The organism is Citrobacter sp. Cu233 (assembly GCF_030332225.1).
GTDB lineage: Bacteria > Pseudomonadota > Gammaproteobacteria > Enterobacterales > Enterobacteriaceae > Citrobacter.
The window spans coordinates 588,033-606,497 of sequence record NZ_JAOWIF010000031.1; the positions used below are offsets into that span (position 1 = coordinate 588,033).

General features: G+C 48.4%; 15 protein-coding genes, 3 tRNA genes and 4 pseudogenes. 13 read left to right on the plus strand and 9 right to left on the minus strand.

The window, feature by feature from the left end:
• The first annotated feature begins 119 nt into the window (after positions 1-119).
• On the plus strand, positions 120-1,553 hold the full coding sequence (ptsG, locus tag OGX95_RS09235; RefSeq protein WP_005128998.1) for a PTS glucose transporter subunit IIBC: 1,434 nt from the start codon (positions 120-122) through the stop codon (positions 1,551-1,553).
• Positions 1,554-1,607: 54 nt separating this feature from the next.
• Here ptsG and OGX95_RS09240 read toward each other — a convergent pair whose 3' ends face one another.
• The 4 genes from OGX95_RS09240 to OGX95_RS09255 form a co-directional block, all read right to left on the minus strand.
• Positions 1,608-3,386, minus strand: coding sequence for an aminopeptidase P family protein (locus OGX95_RS09240; protein WP_286629224.1), 1,779 nt, complete (start codon positions 3,384-3,386; stop codon positions 1,608-1,610).
• A gap of 15 nt (positions 3,387-3,401) precedes the next feature.
• A complete protein-coding gene (locus OGX95_RS09245; protein ID WP_286629225.1) occupies positions 3,402-4,856 on the minus strand; it encodes an AMP nucleosidase in 1,455 nt (484 codons plus the stop codon).
• 118 nt (positions 4,857-4,974) lie between these two features.
• Positions 4,975-6,291, minus strand: coding sequence for a shikimate transporter (gene shiA / locus OGX95_RS09250; protein WP_286629226.1), 1,317 nt, complete (start codon positions 6,289-6,291; stop codon positions 4,975-4,977).
• A 214-nt stretch (positions 6,292-6,505) separates the two neighbouring features.
• Positions 6,506-6,581: transfer RNA gene (locus tag OGX95_RS09255), tRNA-Asn, on the minus strand.
• A 326-nt stretch (positions 6,582-6,907) separates the two neighbouring features.
• Between OGX95_RS09255 and nac the strand changes: the two genes are divergently transcribed.
• Both nac and cbl read left to right on the plus strand, forming a co-directional pair.
• Positions 6,908-7,825, plus strand: a complete 918-nt coding sequence (nac, locus tag OGX95_RS09260) for a nitrogen assimilation transcriptional regulator NAC (RefSeq protein WP_005127781.1) — start codon at positions 6,908-6,910, stop codon at positions 7,823-7,825.
• Between the two features lie 101 nt (positions 7,826-7,926).
• Complete coding sequence (cbl, locus tag OGX95_RS09265; protein WP_005127780.1) at positions 7,927-8,877, plus strand: HTH-type transcriptional regulator Cbl; 951 nt, start codon at positions 7,927-7,929, stop codon at positions 8,875-8,877.
• 42 nt (positions 8,878-8,919) lie between these two features.
• Here the strand turns inward: cbl and OGX95_RS09270 are convergent.
• Both OGX95_RS09270 and mtfA read right to left on the minus strand, forming a co-directional pair.
• A tRNA-Asn gene (locus tag OGX95_RS09270) sits at positions 8,920-8,995 on the minus strand.
• Positions 8,996-9,094: 99 nt separating this feature from the next.
• Entirely contained in the window at positions 9,095-9,892 is a 798-nt protein-coding gene (gene mtfA, locus OGX95_RS09275; RefSeq protein ID WP_121584795.1) for a DgsA anti-repressor MtfA, read from the minus strand.
• 93 nt (positions 9,893-9,985) lie between these two features.
• Between mtfA and OGX95_RS09280 the strand changes: the two genes are divergently transcribed.
• Positions 9,986-10,075: transfer RNA gene (locus OGX95_RS09280), tRNA-Ser, on the plus strand.
• 66 nt (positions 10,076-10,141) lie between these two features.
• Here OGX95_RS09280 and OGX95_RS09285 read toward each other — a convergent pair.
• Positions 10,142-10,333 (minus strand): annotated as a pseudogene (locus OGX95_RS09285) (hypothetical protein); the annotation flags it as partial.
• Between OGX95_RS09285 and OGX95_RS09290 the strand changes: the two are divergent.
• The 9 genes and pseudogenes from OGX95_RS09290 to OGX95_RS09330 all read left to right on the plus strand — a co-directional run bounded on the left by OGX95_RS09290 (position 10,325) and on the right by OGX95_RS09330 (position 16,517).
• Positions 10,325-10,615, plus strand: a complete 291-nt coding sequence (locus OGX95_RS09290) for a YdcA family protein (RefSeq protein WP_286629329.1) — start codon at positions 10,325-10,327, stop codon at positions 10,613-10,615. The pseudogene OGX95_RS09285 and the gene OGX95_RS09290 sit on opposite strands and share 9 nt — an antisense overlap.
• Before the next feature lie 10 nt (positions 10,616-10,625).
• A complete protein-coding gene (locus OGX95_RS09295; RefSeq protein WP_286629227.1) occupies positions 10,626-10,982 on the plus strand; it encodes a hypothetical protein in 357 nt (118 codons plus the stop codon).
• Between the two features lie 413 nt (positions 10,983-11,395).
• Positions 11,396-13,009 carry a mechanosensitive ion channel family protein gene (locus OGX95_RS09300; RefSeq protein WP_286629228.1) on the plus strand — a complete coding sequence of 538 codons (1,614 nt, stop codon included), beginning with the start codon at positions 11,396-11,398 and terminating at the stop codon, positions 13,007-13,009.
• 236 nt (positions 13,010-13,245) lie between these two features.
• Positions 13,246-13,452 carry a DinI-like family protein gene (locus tag OGX95_RS09305; protein ID WP_502872773.1) on the plus strand — a complete coding sequence of 69 codons (207 nt, stop codon included), beginning with the start codon at positions 13,246-13,248 and terminating at the stop codon, positions 13,450-13,452.
• 1,059 nt (positions 13,453-14,511) lie between these two features.
• Positions 14,512-14,892 (plus strand): hypothetical protein, encoded by a 381-nt coding sequence (locus tag OGX95_RS09310; protein ID WP_286629230.1) that lies wholly within the window; start codon positions 14,512-14,514, stop codon positions 14,890-14,892.
• Positions 14,893-14,916: 24 nt separating this feature from the next.
• A complete protein-coding gene (locus tag OGX95_RS09315) occupies positions 14,917-15,177 on the plus strand; it encodes a membrane lipoprotein lipid attachment site-containing protein (protein ID WP_286629231.1) in 261 nt (86 codons plus the stop codon).
• Positions 15,178-15,209: 32 nt separating this feature from the next.
• A pseudogene (locus OGX95_RS09320) lies at positions 15,210-15,332 on the plus strand (S24 family peptidase); the annotation flags it as partial.
• Positions 15,322-15,402: pseudogene (locus tag OGX95_RS09325) on the plus strand (DUF4113 domain-containing protein); the annotation flags it as partial. The pseudogenes OGX95_RS09320 and OGX95_RS09325, both read left to right, overlap by 11 nt.
• Before the next feature lie 119 nt (positions 15,403-15,521).
• Positions 15,522-16,517, plus strand: coding sequence for a hypothetical protein (locus OGX95_RS09330; RefSeq protein WP_286629232.1), 996 nt, complete (start codon positions 15,522-15,524; stop codon positions 16,515-16,517).
• Here the strand turns inward: OGX95_RS09330 and OGX95_RS09335 are convergent.
• Positions 16,517-16,984: pseudogene (locus OGX95_RS09335) on the minus strand (SOS response-associated peptidase family protein); the annotation flags it as partial. The gene OGX95_RS09330 and the pseudogene OGX95_RS09335 overlap by 1 nt on opposite strands.
• Positions 16,985-17,250: 266 nt before the next feature.
• Positions 17,251-18,426 (minus strand): porin OmpC, encoded by a 1,176-nt coding sequence (gene ompC / locus OGX95_RS09340; RefSeq protein ID WP_286629233.1) that lies wholly within the window; start codon positions 18,424-18,426, stop codon positions 17,251-17,253.
• Between the last annotated feature and the right edge of the window lie 39 nt (positions 18,427-18,465).

Sequence of the window (18,465 nt, forward strand, 5' to 3'; positions counted from 1 at the left end):
TATTTTACTCTGTGTAATAAATAAAGGGTACTTAGATGCCCTGTCCACGGCGAGGTTCTCCCCCCTCGCCAATGCGTGAGAACGTAGAAAAGCACAAATACTCAGGAGCACTCTCAATTATGTTTAAGAATGCATTTGCTAACCTGCAAAAGGTCGGTAAATCGCTGATGCTACCGGTATCCGTACTCCCGATCGCAGGTATTCTGCTGGGTGTCGGTTCCGCTAACTTCAGCTGGCTGCCAGCCGTTGTATCGCACGTAATGGCAGAAGCAGGCGGATCTGTTTTTGCGAACATGCCGCTGATTTTTGCTATCGGTGTTGCGTTAGGCTTCACCAACAACGACGGCGTATCGGCTCTGGCATCAGTTGTTGCCTACGGCATCATGGTCAAGACCATGGCTGTTGTTGCGCCGCTGGTTCTGCATTTACCTGCTGAAGAGATCGCCGCTAAACACCTTGCTGATACGGGTGTTCTCGGGGGGATTATCTCCGGTGCGATTGCAGCGTATATGTTCAACCGTTTCTACCGAATCAAACTGCCTGAGTACCTCGGCTTCTTTGCCGGTAAGCGCTTCGTTCCTATTATTTCTGGTCTGGCTGCCATCTTCACGGGTGTGGTCCTGTCCTTCATTTGGCCGCCGATCGGTACTGCTATTCAGACGTTCTCCCAATGGGCGGCGTACCAGAACCCAGTCGTCGCATTTGGTATCTATGGTTTCATCGAACGCTGCCTGGTGCCGTTTGGTCTGCACCATATCTGGAACGTTCCATTCCAGATGCAGATCGGTGAATACACCAACGCTGCGGGTCAGGTATTCCACGGCGACATCCCTCGCTATATGGCTGGTGACCCGACTGCGGGCAAACTGTCCGGTGGCTTCCTGTTTAAAATGTACGGTCTGCCTGCTGCCGCTATTGCAATCTGGCACTCTGCTAAACCGGAAAACCGTGCGAAAGTGGGCGGTATCATGATCTCCGCTGCGTTGACCTCGTTCCTGACCGGTATCACTGAGCCGATCGAGTTCTCCTTCATGTTCGTGGCACCGATCCTGTACATCATCCACGCGATTCTGGCAGGCCTGGCATTCCCAATCTGTATTCTGCTGGGTATGCGCGACGGTACGTCGTTCTCTCATGGTCTGATCGACTTTATCGTTCTGTCCGGTAACAGCAGCAAACTGTGGCTGTTCCCGATTGTCGGTATTGGTTACGCGATTGTTTACTACACCATCTTCCGTGTGCTGATCAAAGCGCTGGACCTGAAAACTCCGGGTCGTGAAGATGCGACTGAAGACAACAAAGCGGGCGCGACTGGCGAAATGGCTCCGGCACTGGTTGCCGCGTTTGGCGGTAAAGAAAACATCACTAACCTCGATGCGTGCATCACGCGTCTGCGCGTCAGCGTTGCTGACGTTGCCAAAGTGGATCAGGCTGGCCTGAAAAAACTGGGTGCGGCGGGCGTTGTGGTCGCGGGTTCTGGTGTTCAGGCTATCTTCGGTACCAAGTCCGATAACCTGAAAACTGAAATGGATGAGTACATCCGTAACAGCTAAGCAGTAAGATGTTGGGGAGAACTAAGGCAGCCTGCGGGCTGCCTTTTTTATGCCTTAATTAGCCTGAACGCGAATTGGCGCCGTCGCAGCAAACAGCCACGGGCGCGCGTCGCTGCCCACGCGTGGCGATAGCGTTTCTCTTACCTGTTGATGATAATCATCAATCCACTGTTTCTCTGCATCACTCAGCAGATGTAATTCAACAAGGTTCAGATCGATGGGGACCAGCGTCAGGGTAGAGAAGCGGCAAAAACCGGGTCGGCTATTGATAATCTCCACCTGATTCTCAATGCGGATCCCATATTGTCCAGCCAGATAATAGCCAGGTTCGATGGTGATAATGTTACCCGCCACCAAAGGCCAGGGATTCACTTTCTTCGCAATGCGGTGCGGTTGCTCGTGGATCAGTAGCTGGTGGCCTACGCCGTGTCCTGTGCCGTGGTCAAAATCCAGACCCAACTCCCAAAGCGCCCGACGGCTAAACGCATCCAATTGGTGACCCTGCGTACCGCTGGGGAATTGCAATGAGATCAGTGATAAAAACCCTTTCAGTACGGCGGTGTAATGCAGCCGTCGCTGCGGATCCTGTGGACCAAAGGCGAGTGTTCTGGTTGTATCCGTAGTACCATTTTGATACTGGCCGCCGGAATCATTCAGATACATTGCCTGTGTGGTGATGGGCGTATTTGTTTTCTCACTCGAATGGTAATGGCACATCGCCGCATTGCTGGCAGAGGCGGAAATAGTACCGAAACTTTGTTCTATAAATCCGGGCTGCTGCTGGCGAAACGCCAGCTGTTTGGCTTGTGCTTCCAGTTCAGTGACAGGATTACCTGCCGCCTCACGCAATGGCACTTCATGCGCCAGCCAGGCCAGAAAGTTGACCCATGCGGCGCCATCCTGTTCATGGCATTCCCGATACCCTGCCAGTTCAACGTCATTTTTATGAGCTTTAATCAACGTGATGGGATCGGGGACCCAGAGAACCTCACCCCCGTTTTGTTCAATGGCAAACCGCAGCGCGACTGGCGCATAGTCTTTATCAACTAGGAAACGCTTTCCCTGGGCAAGTTGCTGGCAGCGAGAGATAAAGTTTTCTTGCGGGGCCAGCGTGACTGTCTCCAGCAATGATGCAGGCAGCTGCTGCGTCTTATTATTATCAACAAACCACTCCAGTTCGCCGCTGCGATGTAGCAGGGCAAACGAAAAAGGAACCGGAACCATCGCAAGATCGGCACCACGTACATTGAGTAGCCAGGCGATGTTATCCGGCAGCGTGATCGCCAGTACGTCGGCCTGATGCTGAGTCAGTTGCTCCACTATTCTTACGCGCTTATGCGCGCTGCTTTCACCGCTTATCTCAATGGGCATTTCGCGAATAACACCACAGGGGGCGGCTGGACGGTCGAGCCAGATCTGGTCGAAGGGATCGCGTTCCATCGGAACCAGTTTGCAGTGAGTGGCCGACAGTGCTTCAAATTGGCTGTTGACCATCAGCAGAGGTTCAAAGCCGATACGCGCACCCGAGGTGACGTAAGCCTGCAAATAGTCGGCCAGAGGTTCATCGTGCAAATGATGGATTTCAAAATCATCAAGAGAGACTTCGTTACGCACCTGGACCTGATAGCGCCCATCGACAAACATCAGCGCGCGATCGCGAAGTACCAATGCAAGACCAGCGGAGCCACTAAAGCCGGTGAGCCAGGCCAGTTTATTGTCGTGCGGTGTGCAATCTTCGCTCTGATGAGCATCGGCGCGGGGAACAATCATGCCATCCAGTCCCTGCGTTAACAGCAGACTGCGCAGGGCGGAAAGGGGAGTTGAGTTGTGCATAGTTACCTTCAGGCCTTAACGGAACGGCGGTTCATTGAATGTACGTAATTTGCGGGAGTGCAGCCGGTCACCTTCGGCACGCAGTCGATCGATAGCCCGGATGCCAATCTGCAGGTGCTCAGAAATGGCCCCTTCATAAAAACGGTTGGCCTGACCTGGCAGTTTGATCTCGCCATGCAGTGGTTTGTCGGAAACACAAAGTAACGTGCCATAAGGGACGCGGAAGCGGTAGCCCTGGGCTGCAATAGTGGCACTCTCCATATCAATAGCGACGGCACGGCTGAGGTTAAACCGCAGCGCAGAAGCGGAATAGCGTAATTCCCAGTTACGATCGTCGGTGGTGACGACGGTGCCGGTACGCAGCCGCTGTTTAACCTCTTCACCAGGCATGCCGCTGACTTCTTTGGTGGCGTCATACAGTGCACGCTGAACTTCGGCGATGCTGGGAATCGGAATATCCGGCGGCAACACGGCATCCAGTACATGGTCGTCGCGCAGATAGGCATGAGCCAGAACATAATCGCCAATGGCCTGACTTTCGCGCAGACCACCACAGTGGCCAATCATCAACCAGACGTCCGGACGCAGCACGGCCAGATGATCGCAAATGGTTTTGGCGTTAGAGGGGCCGACGCCGATATTCACCAGCGTGATCCCCTGACCGTCGGCGGTAATTAAATGCCAGGCAGGCATCTGGTGTTTTTTCCATGCCAGATCGGAGATGGCCTCTTCCGGTGCTTCGGTTTCTGCAGTGATCCAGATCCCGCCTGCGCATGACAGCGCAATATAGGGACTGTCCGGGTCAAGGATCTGACTGCAGCCCCAACGTACGAACTCATCCACGTAGCGGGTGTAGTTGGTGAACAGCACAAAGGGTTGAAAATGCTCAACCGGTGTTCCTGTGTAATGACGCAGACGCGCCAGAGAGAAATCTACCCGTCTGGCGTCGAAGTGCGACAGTGGAGAAAACTCTGCCGGATGGTAGGTACCATCAGCCGTTTCGTCACCAATTTGTGAGAGTTCGGTAGTAGGGAAATGGCGCGTTAGTCCGGCACTCATCGAACGATCAAGCGTTAACTCAGAACCATCAATCACATAGGGATAGGGGATTTCATGCTGTGATGGCTCGACGGAAATATGCGCATCATAATCCTGATACAGCAGCGTCAGTTGTTCTTCAAGATAAGGGCGAAAAAGCGACGGGCGGGTGATGGTCGTGGTATAGCTGCCTGCATGGGTAAAACGCCCGTATGCGCGCGTTTTCGGTGGGTTTGTGGCACTGCCATCCCAGGTGACACAAAGCGATGGGTAAACAAAAAGACCGTTTTGGCGGGCGATGTCGTCAGGGAGCGTCCCTGTTTCAATATACTTACCAATGGCGCTACGCAGAGCCTTCACCGACTGTTCGTACAGCGCGTCCAGTTTATCCAGTGCCTGAGCGGGGGTCAGGCTGGAGCCCTTATTATTCATGTCTGTCTCCTTGTTCCACAGGTGTACTGCTCTCCCGATAGTATGTCACAGGAATGTGAAACAAAAGTCAGACGTTGAGGAAGATTATGCGAAGACCCGATGGCCTTCGCATAAAGATTTACGCGTGTTGCTTATCTGTCATCAACATTGCGGTGACGGCCGAAATAAGGCATCCGGCCATCAGGTAAATGGCAACGCTGTGCCAGTCGCCACCGGAGAAAGTCACTAATGCAGCGGCAATAAAAGGCGTAAAACCGCCGCCGACAACGCTGGCGACCTGATAACCCACCCCCGCACCACTGTAGCGATAGCTTGCGCCAAACAGGCCGGTAAACATTGGCTGCTGTACGCAGACCACCATATCGTGCGCGATGTTGGCCAGCATAATCGCGAAGAACACTATCCAGAAGATGGACTGCGCTTCCAGGGCCATGAAGAACGGGAAGGCGCTGAGTGTACCGACCAGTGCCCCGGTAATATAGACGCGCCGACGGCCAAAGCGATCGGCAAGCCAGGCAAAGCAGGGGATAGTCAAACAACTCAGCCCACCAACCAGTAACCCGATATTTAGAAATAGTTCGCGCGGCAGTCCCAGGTTTTGCGTGGAGTAGTTGAGAGCAAACGCGGTAACAATGTACATCGTCAGGAGCTCACACAGACGCAGGGCGATAATTTTCAGAAATGCCCCCGGGTGACGGGTGAGTGCCTCGATAACCGGCAGTCGCTTTTTCACCGGTTGGGGTTCCTGTTTTTGCTGTTCGAATTCAGCCGATTCATCCATTCTGTTGCGCATCCACAACGCGCCCAGAACCAGCACAATGCTGAACAGGAACGGAATACGCCAGCCCCAGCTCAGGAACTGCTCATCGGTTGTTTGCGAGCTAATCAACGAGACCAGCCCCGTAGAGAGCAGTAGCCCAACGCCGTAACCTACCTGAACGCCGCTACTGTAGAAGGCTTTTTTATTTTTCGGGGCACTTTCAACAGAGAGTAATGCCGCGCCACCCCACTCGCCGCCGACGGCGAAACCCTGAATGGCACGTAGCGTCACCAGCAGGACTGGCGCCCACCAGCCGATGGTGTCGAAAGAGGGAATGATACCAATCAGTGCAGTTGCAATACCCATCATCCAGACGGTAAGCATCAACATACGTTTGCGGCCCAGGCGATCGCCAAAGTGGCCGAAGATGATCCCGCCTAGTGGGCGGAACAGAAACCCGACACCAAAGGTGGCGAAGGCAGCGAGCGTCCCCATCGCTGGGCTAACCTGCGGAAAAAACTCGCGGTTGAATACCAGCGCGGCGGTGATGCCATAAAGCAGAAAATCATACCAGTCGACCACAGCACCTGCGAAGCTGCCGAGTGCGGCACGTCGGGCACGGTTAAGCGATGAGGTGTCCTGCTGGGGACCCGTGGAGGTGAGGGTGGAATCCATAGTTATCCTGTCTGTACTGTTTTTTCATTATTAGTATTGGAGTGAGGTTACGCACATTGCAGTCGGGATATAAACGACTGTAATGAGACTACCGCGACAGACGAGAAGATAAAACGATTTTATCCCTTACAAGAGGGCAAGATGAAAAATAAGACGATTGAAGAAATTAATAAGCAAAAAGCCTGCTTAGTTTCCTGAGCAGGCTTCTTAAATTTGGCTCCTCTGACTGGACTCGAACCAGTGACATACGGATTAACAGTCCGCCGTTCTACCGACTGAACTACAGAGGAATCGTGTGAACGAGGCGCATATTAGCGAGGGCGATGGGGGTTGTCAAAGGGGTAAATGCAATTGTGTGTTCGTTTGCTGACAAATTCAACAAAGCGGCGATCTTTCATGCTTTTTAGACATTTGCCCCATTCTGGTGCGTGTCTACCTCTTGTGGGGCAGCCCGGAAAAAGGCGGAATCAGTAAAAGCTATCACTTTCCAGCACCATCCCTTACTTAACGGGAGCTTAACATTAAATAATCGTCTGCAGATGAAACTGGCAAGTATCTTGCACTCCTGAGTTCCATGACTGCCAGCATGGGTTCTGGTATTCCGACAGGAGGCAAAATGAACTTCAGACGACTGAAATACTTCGTAAAAATCGTCGATATTGGTAGCCTGACCCAGGCCGCGGAAGTATTGCATATCGCTCAACCCGCGCTGAGCCAGCAGGTTGCTACGCTGGAGGGGGAACTGGATCAACAGTTGTTGATCCGCACCAAACGTGGGGTTACGCCGACAGAAGCAGGGAAAGTGTTGTATACGCACGCCCGGACGATATTACGTCAGTGTGAACAGGCGCAGCTTGCGGTCAATAATGTAGGGCAGACCCTGAGTGGACACGTTTCTATTGGTCTGGCACCTGGCACTGCGGCATCATCAATTACCATGCCGTTATTACAGACCGTTCGCGCAGAGCTGCCCGATGTACTGGTCTATTTGCATGAAAACAGCGGGGCGGTGCTGAACGATAAACTGCTCAGTGGTCAATTAGATATGGCGGTGCTCTATGAGCGCTCGCCGATCGCTGGTATTTCCAGTCAACCGTTACTCAAAGAGGACCTTTTCCTGGTGGGGACGCGTGAATGTCCTGGGCCAAGTGTTGATTTAACTGCAGTCGCGCAGATGAATTTGTTTCTGCCTCGGGACTACAGTGCGGTTCGCCTCCGTGTTGACGAAGCCTTCTCACTGCGCCGTTTAACGGCCAAAGTAATAGGTGAAATTGATTCTATCTCCACCTTAACGGCCGCGATTGCCAGCGGTATGGGGGTGACGGTGTTGCCTGAATCGGCAGCCCGGGCATTATGTCATGCAGCGAATGGCTGGATGGCGCGGATTACAACGCCCTCAATGAATCTGCCCCTCTCGCTTAACATGTCAGCCAGAGGCAGTTTGACACCACAGGCTCAGGCGGTGAAAGAGATTCTGTTGTCGCTGGTTAGCCGTCCGGCTCTGGAAAATCGTGAGCTACAGCTGGTGAGTTAAACCTTATTCCAGCCAGGAATAAGATGCAGGTTTTTATTATTTGTTATGCCGGGCGTCAGACTTTAACAATAGCGTAATGTCTGATGTACCCGGAGCGAAAAGTGAATTTCCAGCAACTTAAAATAATCCGCGAGGCGGCCCGTCAGGATTACAACCTGACGGAAGTCGCGAATATTCTTTATACCTCGCAGTCGGGGGTAAGTCGGCATATTCGTGAACTTGAAGATGAACTTGGCATCGAAATTTTTATTCGCCGTGGTAAGCGTTTACTTGGCATGACCGAACCGGGGAAGGCACTGCTGGTGATCGCTGAGCGTATTCTTAATGAAGCCAGCAATGTTCGCCGACTGGCGGACCTGTTTACCAATGACACGTCTGGTGTGCTGACTATTGCGACTACGCACACGCAGGCACGCTATAGTCTGCCTGCGGTGATCAAAGCATTTCGTGAACTCTTCCCGGAGGTTCGCCTGGAGCTTATCCAGGGGACACCGCAAGAAATTGATGTTCTCCTGCAAAATGGTGGCGCTGACATTGGTATTGCCAGTGAACGACTCAGTAGCGATCCGTTGTTGGTGGCGTTTCCCTGGTTTCGTTGGCAGCACAGCCTGCTCGTTCCACACGATCATCCATTAGTTAAGGCTTCCCCGCTTACGCTTGAGTCTATTGCTCACTGGCCGCTCATTACCTATCGGCAGGGCATTACGGGGCGCTCACGTATTGATGAGGCATTTGCACGTAAAGGGTTGGTACCGGATATTATTCTCAGTGCACAGGACTCGGACGTGATTAAAACGTATGTCGCGCTGGGGCTGGGAATCGGGCTGGTGGCGGAGCAATCCAGTGGCGAGCAGGAGGAGGGGACGTTAACCCGCCTTGATACCCGGCATTTATTTGATGCAAACACCGTTTGGCTGGGGCTCAAACGCGGTCAGTTGCAACGTAATTACGTCTGGCGATTCATCGAGCTATGCAACGCAGGTTTATCGGTGGAAGAGATTAAACGCCAGGCAATGGAACCTGATGAAGTGATGATTGATTATCAGATATAAAGCAAAAAGCCTGCTTAGTTTCCTGAGCAGGCTTCTTAAATTTGGCTCCTCTGACTGGACTCGAACCAGTGACATACGGATTAACAGTCCGCCGTTCTACCGACTGAACTACAGAGGAATCGTGTGAACGAGGCGCATATTACTGACCTCACCATGACGTGTCAACAGTAAAATTAATACGTCATATCAATTGGTTAATTAATCTTCAAATTCGGTATTAATGCACATTTGATGAGCGAAAATGGTCTTCTTCCTGGCTATCGCGCAACCGAAGCATTGGGTTCTGGCGATAGAACTGGAAAAAACGTTGCCACAATGCCGGAAAGCGTGGTGCAAACAACTCGGGGGCGCTGAAGAAATACTCGGATAATACCGCAAAGCATTCTGCAGGATCGGTTGCTGCGTAGGCATCTATACTGCAGGCCGTTTCACCCACCAGATCGATTTCATCCTGGATGTTGTTCATAGCGGCATGGAGATCGTGCTCCCAGTTCGCAATTTCCCTCAGTGGGATAGCCGGAACGCCGCTGGCGCGATCGCCATTACGCATATCAAGTTTATGTGCCACTTCATGAATAATCAGATTAAAGCCGGAAGCATCGAAGGAATCCTGGATATCAAGCCAGTTCAGGATCACCGGACCCTGTTGCCAGCTTTGGCCTGACTGAATAATCCGTTGATTGTGCACCAGCCCAATATCATCTTCCCATTCGTCATCCACGACAAACGGGGCAGGGTAAATGAGGACTTCATGAAAACCATCAAGCCACTCGATGCCTAATTCCAGAACAGGCAAACAGAAAAGCAGAGCAATTCGTGCACTTTTCAGTGCGTCCAGTTCAAATCCTTGTAGTGCAACCAATCTTTTTTGCTGTAAAAAACGCTCGGCCAGGGCAATAAGCCTGGCTTGTTCTTGTTCAGTAAGATTCACCAGAAGAGGAATTGCCAGGGCGTCATCCCAGGGCCAGTCATCATTCCGGGCTGTTTCTTGCTCTTTCCAGGGCCACTTAATCATCGTTTTGCTCGCAAACTCGTCACTTGAACGAAATTGACGGAACTGGGTCTGTTAAAATGCCAAATTACCTGGCATCATGGCAACCACCAGAACGGAGAGATGCCAGAGCGGCTGAATGGACCGGTCTCGAAAACCGGAGTAGGGGCAACTCTACCGGGGGTTCAAATCCCCCTCTCTCCGCCACTATTCAAACACTTAGCTAAATTCCATTCAACGACTCATGTCACACTTGGTATAGTGTTGGTATATTCACTTGGTATAAAACTCGCCATCATCATCTTCTGATTTACCCAATACTGGAAGATCCAGTGTGGGAGAAATTTTCACTTTTCTGTCATAAACCACAACTTGGCTTTCAGTTTTGTGACCTGAGAATAGTTGTTTGTCCTTACTCGAACCTTCGTAATCAGATATTCCCCTGGCTTTGAGATCATGAAAAGTACACGGCAGTTTTCTATCTGTTTTTTTCCTGCCAGTGATATTGCAAAAGCTGGTATTGAAGAGCTGCAATCCCAAAACGAAGAACTGGCTATACAGCTAGCTAACGCCGAGAGCAAGCGCAGGGAGCTGGCGGCGGAGAACGGACAGGTGCTGCACCTTCTCACCGACATTAGCGAGAACCATAACGAATACATCAATCAAGATGAATATCTGTACGCGGGCGAAAAGTTTGTTTGTAATGATGGCTCTGTCAGCAAATCTAAGAAGGTTTGTCAGAAATAGTTGCCGAAAAATGGCACTCACCATCAAAATCACACCCGCTATGGCGGGTTTTTCACTCTCTAACGGATATGTTATTTTTTATGCATTAAGAGCGAGTAGTAGGATGCTGCTGGGGAGAACATGGATTCAACAAACGACGAAGAAAAACGCAGAGAATTTGAAAAATTCATCATTGAAAGGTTTGGTGATGCAGTTGACCTTCGCAGGGCAAAACATGGCAATAACGGATATATGTCATGGGAAGCGGCAGTTGCCTGGATTGTCTGGCGGGAGCGCTCATCGCATCATGAAACAACGTCTGCCGGAAACTGAGCGTGGTTCTCTCCATACCATCCTTGTCGAGCCATCTGAATATAGCATCATGTAACGACAGTACCGCGACAAATAACCAACCAGCATGTTTTTCATTCATTCTGCTTTATGCTTACCTACCCCAAGTTCAATTATTCTGCTGCAAAGTTGTTCGATGGAGCCAGGAGTGAACGTACTTGCGAAAACGTGAGGTTAACTCGACTTCATTCTGAGTGACAACAATCAACACGTTTTCAGTGTGTATCAGAAAGGACGGAGGTAGGCATTGAGTTATATTCAGGTTGAATGACTGTACGGAATGATTGCGTTAAATCCCCTCAAACTGCTGAGTTAACTTCATCGATAATACAAGTAAAACCATTTCTTACAGGCGTTGCATAAGCAAAACGCTAGTCTATGCTCAAGAGAGGATGAAACCGTATTTCGATTCAGATAATAACAAGATAATTAGCCTTTGGGGTGCTTGTGATGAAAAGGATCCTGCTCGCTTTCTTAACCTGCTTTACTACTCTGATCGCTTTTACTTCGATTGCCGCTGAACCCCGGCAGCAACCTTCTGAGCAAGAACGTGCCCGCACCGTGTATATCTTCCATCAACCGATAGTAATGCTTCAGGCGAAGTTTGGTTTGAGCACGCCGGAGGAGCGGGTGCTACGTATCCGTAACACATTGCGAAACTTCACTGAAACCGATGTGCGTGAGCCGCTAAAAATCGTTTCTGTCACCCGTTATAACCAACCGGGAAGGCTTATCGTGATGAACGGTAAACCAGTGATGTTGCTGAGCGCTGGTGACCTGGATGAAGGGGATGATCTCACACTCGATCAGGCGGCAAATCGTGTGTTGGTGCGCATGGAGAAGCAACGAAAAGCGCTGAGCGATCAGTTTAACAGTGGCTGGCTGGTACTTTCAGCAGTGAAGACTGCAGTGGGATTCCTGGGACTGGTTTTGTTCTGGTACTGTTCATACCGTTCCTGTCGCTGGGTGAGCCGTGTGTATCGTCGGCGCATTATTGAGAACCGTAGCGTGATCCCCCAACATTGGAGACGCTTTATTGGCCCAATCGAAACACGCCTATATACCATCCTAATAATTCTGATCGGCATCGTGGCATTGTATGTCTGGCTCAGTTGGGTGTTCGGCCTGTTTCCCTGGACGCGCGTCTGGGGTGAATCATTGGGTGACTGGCCTGTACGCGTGGTGCAAGGGATTGCACTGTCTATCGTCTCGGCCCTGCCGGGGTTAATGATCGTAGTAATCATTTTTTTCATCACAGCATTAATCCTGAAGCTGTTAAAGGCGGTACTCAACCAAGTGGAAGCAGGGCGTTTACAATTGCCGGGTATTCATCCAGAGACAGTAGGAGCCACCCGTAAGTTGATATCCGTAGTGGTATGGCTCTTTGCGTTATCAGCAGCTTATCCTTTCTTACCCGGGGCCAATTCCCTGGCATTTAAAGGAATCAGTGTATTCTTTGGACTGATGCTTACACTGGGTTCGGCCGGGGTTATGAACCACGCAATGAGTGGGCTGGTATTGATCTACTCTCGTGCTCTGCGAAAAGGGGACATGATTCGGGTGGCTGATAACGAGGGGCAAGTAAGCGAAATCGGTATGCTGGCGACAAAAATCATCACCCGTGAAAATTATGTGGTCACAGTACCTAATGCGGTAGTGGTAAGCGGGAAAATTACTAATTTGAGCTCACAAAGCGCTAACGGAGGTGTCAACCTAACTGTTGGTGTCACTATTGGTTATGACACTCCCTGGCGTCAGGTCCATGCAATGCTGGAGTTGGCGGGCAAGCGAGCCAATGGCGTTGATCTTTCACAGCCACCGTTGGTTCGTCAATTGAATCTGATGGACTGGTATATTGCCTACGAGTTGCAGGTATGCCTGTTACCGGGTGTGTCGCTGGCAGATGCCCGTAACGAACTACACAGCAATATTCAGGATGTCTTCAATGAATTTAATGTGCAGATTATGTCCCCTAACTTTGTGCTGCAACCGGAAAATAGTGTGATGGTGGCCAAAGAGAACTGGTATATGCCACCGGCTATGCCACCGCAAGGTAAGGAATGACTTGCTGCCTTGATATTGTGATGTCGCTATCTGGGTTTAAATTCGGTTCCCGACGATGATCTCCTGCAGATGGAAAATGTAGTCTTTATTCGTCGAAATCCAGCATGCGCTAATTTACCTGAATTATGTCAGCAGAAAGAAAATAATTTTTACAAAAGTATAGTAAATTCAATCATCTGGTCCTGGGTCCCTTTCTTTTTGCTACTGACAGGAAATTAACAATTTGTGCTCTTAAAATGGTGACCATTTCCGTGGACGCAGTACCAGCACTGGAGAAAGAATTGCTTAAGCACCTGAATGATCACTATGACAATTGCAGGCTCACAATTCGCCGTGCCGGGTCGGATGGGGTAAGTATTTTTGGCGGTGACAAGGACGACAAAAAGAAAATTGAATCAATCCTTCAGGATACCAGGGAAAGCGCTGGCGACTGGTTTTATTAATTAGTTAGAAAGAGCTGGTTATCGTGTTTACCTGGGAGTAGGTAGCTGCTCTTAAATGTGGTAATGAGTATTGTTATACTATGAATTAATTATCATAAAACTATTAACCCCAGTCGTATACTTATGCCATTGGGGTGTGTGGCCTTAACGAAAGGTAACAGGCTTGAGATACAATATCACTTCATTTGCAATACATCACTGAAACAACTCGGTGATATATATGTCAGCCTTCCATTAATAATTTAGTAACCTCGCTGTAAATTACCTTCAACTTTTTATGTGGCCAATGGTTATGACTTTATGATTATGAGTGAATGTTTACTTTGGCTTGCACGTAAAATATAGAGTCAGAATATTCCTATTAAGTAGCAGGTGATTAAAATAATTTGCATGCCTCATATAAATAGTGATATTTATCACATATCTAAACATGTGCATGATTTGCATCTTAATGGGTTTGATAGGTGAGCTAATATGCTGTGACTGCATGCGTGGTAACCTTTTTTATCATTGGGTTTCAATAACGGCGGTATACATTTAAGCATCATTTTATAATGTTTTAATTGCGAGGTTGTTATGAAAGTAAATATTAAAGATATACATTGAGAAAACCATTAGCCAACTGTTCTTTGTGGACTTAACTCCCACGCCCCGCGCAGTAGTGGGTTTTTTTAAAGACTTATCTGGTCTGTTCACAACAATCTGGCGAGGAAACGTCGCAGGAAAAAGTACAAAATATATTCAAAGAAGCAAATATAAAGCCAGGCTCTGTCGAACTTGAATCAACAGCAAGCTTGCTTGATGAATGTAGCATTAATGGGCGTAAGGCAAAAGCAGAAGGGAAATCAATTTCAGATGTAATAGTAAAGGCTAATAAAGATACGGATACAGCTCTTGCTGGGTTTAATTCAGTTATGAGTTCAAGAGGTATGTCAAAAAAACGGAAGGTAAAAAGGCGGAAGAGTTACTACGCCTGACATTATTAGCCTGTACAGAAACGGAAATTCAGGCATATCGCACGGGTGTTGTAAGTACTAACAATCCAGTAAGAGGTAAACCATGAAAAAGTTAATTGTTTTTGCCATTGTTGCTGTAATTCATTCATCACCTGCATTAGCTATTAATGCTCATTACCGAGCTCAGCTTGAGCGTTCCGGTTGTACTGAAATGAATGCAGGAACCACTTGTGATATTCACAAAACTGCGGAACAGAATGAACGAAATACCCGTCGCCATGGTGGCAATAATTCTCCGGATGTAATCCGCACTCATTTAAATCAGATGGTGGTTGGATCTTTCCGTGGAGAGGCTGTCGATGTAATGGAGTCTGACGGATGGACGCGCATTTCTCAGGACGGCACTAAATATCGTAAGGGGGAACATTACGTGACCCTGGTCTGGGGACAGGACGATGCTGTTGCATCGGTAGTTGTTCGCTGATTAATAATAAGAGAGACACAACACATGAAAAAGACAATCACATTTATTGCACTCACAGCCTTATTGTCTGGCTGTTCTGCAGATTTTGCACAACGTTACGCTGATGCGAAACGTGAGCAAGACCGTAAGGAACACCATCATCACCATCATGAACGGCAGAATGACGATTATACCAGTTCCGATGGATATCGCATGATCACTAAGCAAGGTGTAACTCTTCCTGATTGTGAGGAACTGCCCGATGCCAGTCAGGCGGATAATGGTGGACGCTGCTGGTACAGGTAAGGCTGTAATTCTTTCAGTCAGAATATCTTTTTGTTGTGATTGCTGCCATTGATGGCGAGTTTACTGTTAAACGTCTGCAGTTAAACCCGGTAGTTATTCTTGTTCCTGAAAACAGTGCCGATGCACCCATCAGGATAAACATCGAAGCAACAATGGCAGATGAAGAGGGAGATGTTCTCGCCCCGGTATACAATGAGATATTCTGATTTATTATGCATTAGATAGCGCGTGAGTATTTAAGGTGCTCATAAAATTCATACAAAACTACTATTCCAGTAATTGAAATGTGAACGATTATATAATGAAGTATTTTTAAATTTGCAATCAATGTCATGGGTGAGTCGATGAAAACAGAAAAAATATTTTCTATAAGCTTGGCTTTCATTCCACTCATTTCATTTGCAGATATGAATAGCTGTGTTGGGTTAGCCAACACTCTAAAAGAATATAATATATCGAGCCAGTCATCAGCATTTCTAAATAGTGCATTTGACCAATATTGTGACCAGAGTGGTTCCACAAAAACATCTGGTGGCGGGATTGGGTTAGATATGGTGATAAAAGCCATTCCAATTAAATTTACTGGGAGTTATTCTTCGACAGAAGAAGGCTTTAGAAATTTTTGTAAAAATTACTCGTCAGTAGCAACTGCTGCCGAGAGAAAATTCTCGTACGAAGAGAAGATAGCTACCAAGTCTTTGGAAACAATAGATTCATGCTTGCGGATCGCTGCGACTGGAGCAGTGGTGACGCATGAAATACCAAACGCAAAATCCGTCGTATTTTATTTGCAAAGCGGTTCAGCAACGAAATTAGAGTTAAAAGGATTGTTCCCTACTCCTGATGATGGTGTTTTATGTAAATCACAAGTTGATGGACAGCTTAAAAATATAACTGAAGAAACGTACACCAAAGTTGAACCAAGCATTAGTATTTCTTGTTCGAGAACTGCTAAGGCACAAAGTTCAGGGGTTAAAACGTATGAAGAGCAAGTAATAACACTGGCCACCAATCTAGGTAACTACACTGTTTTTTTACCACAAGATGAAAGAATGCCAATAGATATGGCTCAAAACATTTCAAACCGAGTGGACAAGCTTGAGGCAAGTAGCTTTGCACTTTCCGCAAAAACATTATCTTTAGAAAATGATTCGAATAAAGAAAAAGTTGCGTTGAAGTTTGTGGTAGTTACTAATACAGAGAACTGTCCAGATGGCTGGACAAGCCAGGGAGTGGTAGGTTGGATAATGCACAATTCAGATTATAGTAACAATGTTGGAAAAGGGGGGAGATTCAATGACGACTGGACATGGACGCATCCTCGATTATGTAAACGTTAAAGTCCTTTATCGGCGGCAGCCGTCACTATCAGAAATCCTTCTGCTTCATTTCCACGTTCGAATGGTGTGCTGCCAATCGCTGCCATGAATATCGGCTGACCATCGGCCCGATGAATGAAGTAGGGCTGTTTCTTGTCTCCTTCCTTTTTCCACTCAAACCAGCCATCAGCAAAGCAAATAGCACGGCCATGTTGCCAGAGTGGCTTAAACATTCTGCTGGTGGCTGCTGTTTCAGAGCGTGTGTTAATTAGCGGCGGTTTATCCCACCATCCAGGGGCCGTACCCCCAAGCACAGGATCAAGATGCAGTTGTTCATCACGTTCGCTCAGAAGCAGAACTTTAGTGCCTGGCGCTACGTTGAAACGTCCGGTGGCTTCTGGGTCGTATGGAATGTCGCGTTCAGCTTCTTCAGAGAGCAGGGCGAGATAGTCTTCACGCGACATTGACTGGGAAAATCTTCCACACATTTTCACCTCCAGGCTGTACTTTGAAGTATAGGTTTTAGCTCAGAACGTGTTGGTATATTAAGTATGGGTAAACGAGTAACTAGTTGAATTTTATGAAGTGGAAATATTGCGGGTATACCAGCTAAAAAAGTTAACATATTGAAAATATTACCAATGAAATCGTCTCGAAAACTGGAGTACGGGCAGCTATGCCGGGGGGCAAATCCCCCTCAAATAAACAAAAAGCCCGCTTCATATGAAGCAGGCCCGATACGTATTGTACAAAATTAGAACTGGTAGACTAAGCCAAGGGCAATAATATCGTCAGTTGAGATACCGTTGTTTTCATAGAAGTTGTCATCTTCATCCAGCAGGTTGATTTTATAATCAACGTAGGTGGACATGTTCTTGTTGAAGTAGTAAGTCGCACCCACTTCAACATATTTGACCAGGTCTTTGTCAACGTAACGCCAATTACCATGACTGACCTTCTGACCACCTAAATCACTACCTTTGGACTGCAGGTAAGATACGGACGGACGCAGACCGTAATCAAACTGGTACTGAGCCACAACTTCAAAGTTCTGTGTTTTGTTAGCGATACCGCCAGCAAATCCATCACCTGAACCGTAATAGGTCATATTGCGGGTTTCTGCATACATCGCAGCCAGATAGATATCATTGGCATCATATTTCGCAGCAATGGTCCAGGCATCAGCTGTTTCACCGCCAGCGTAGCTATTGGCATGAGTACGATCGCCACGGCCACGAGCAACTTGATCATTGGTACGGTCTGAGCTGGAGTACGCCGCACCCAGGCTTAAACCGAAGTCGAAGTCATAGGAGGTCGACATACCGAAACCGTCGCCGTTTTCTTTCGCCAGTTTACGACCGTTGCCATTACCAGAACCTTCCTGATTTCCGCTGTGTCCTTCATTGTTACCCTGATATTGCAGAGCAAAATTCAGACCATCAACCTGACCAAAGAAGCCTTTGTTACGATAAGTGGCAACACCGTTAGCACGACCGGTCATATACACGTCGGTCTGGGCGTAGGTATCGCCACCAAATTCTGGCAGCATATCGGTCCAGGCTTCAACGTCGTAGACCACGCCATAGTTACGACCGTAATCTAAGGTACCGTTCTGACCAAAGCCTAAACCGGCAAAGGCCAGTCGAGTCCAGGAATCGCCTTTATTACCTTCGGTGCCGTTGGCTCGAATGTTATATTCCCACTGGCCGTAACCGGTGAGCATATCATTGATCTGTGTTTCACCTTTAAAGCCGATACGCGCATAGGTCTGATCGCCGTCGCTGCCTGCATCGTCAGAGAAATAATGCAGTCCGTCAACTTTTCCGTAGAGATCCAGTTTATTGCCATCTTTATTATAAATTTCAGCTGCATTTGCTGCGCCAGCGGCTAATAAAGCCGGAACAAGAAGTGCCAGAACTTTTCTTTTCATTATGAATTTCCTTATGATAATAATTAATGTGAATGTATA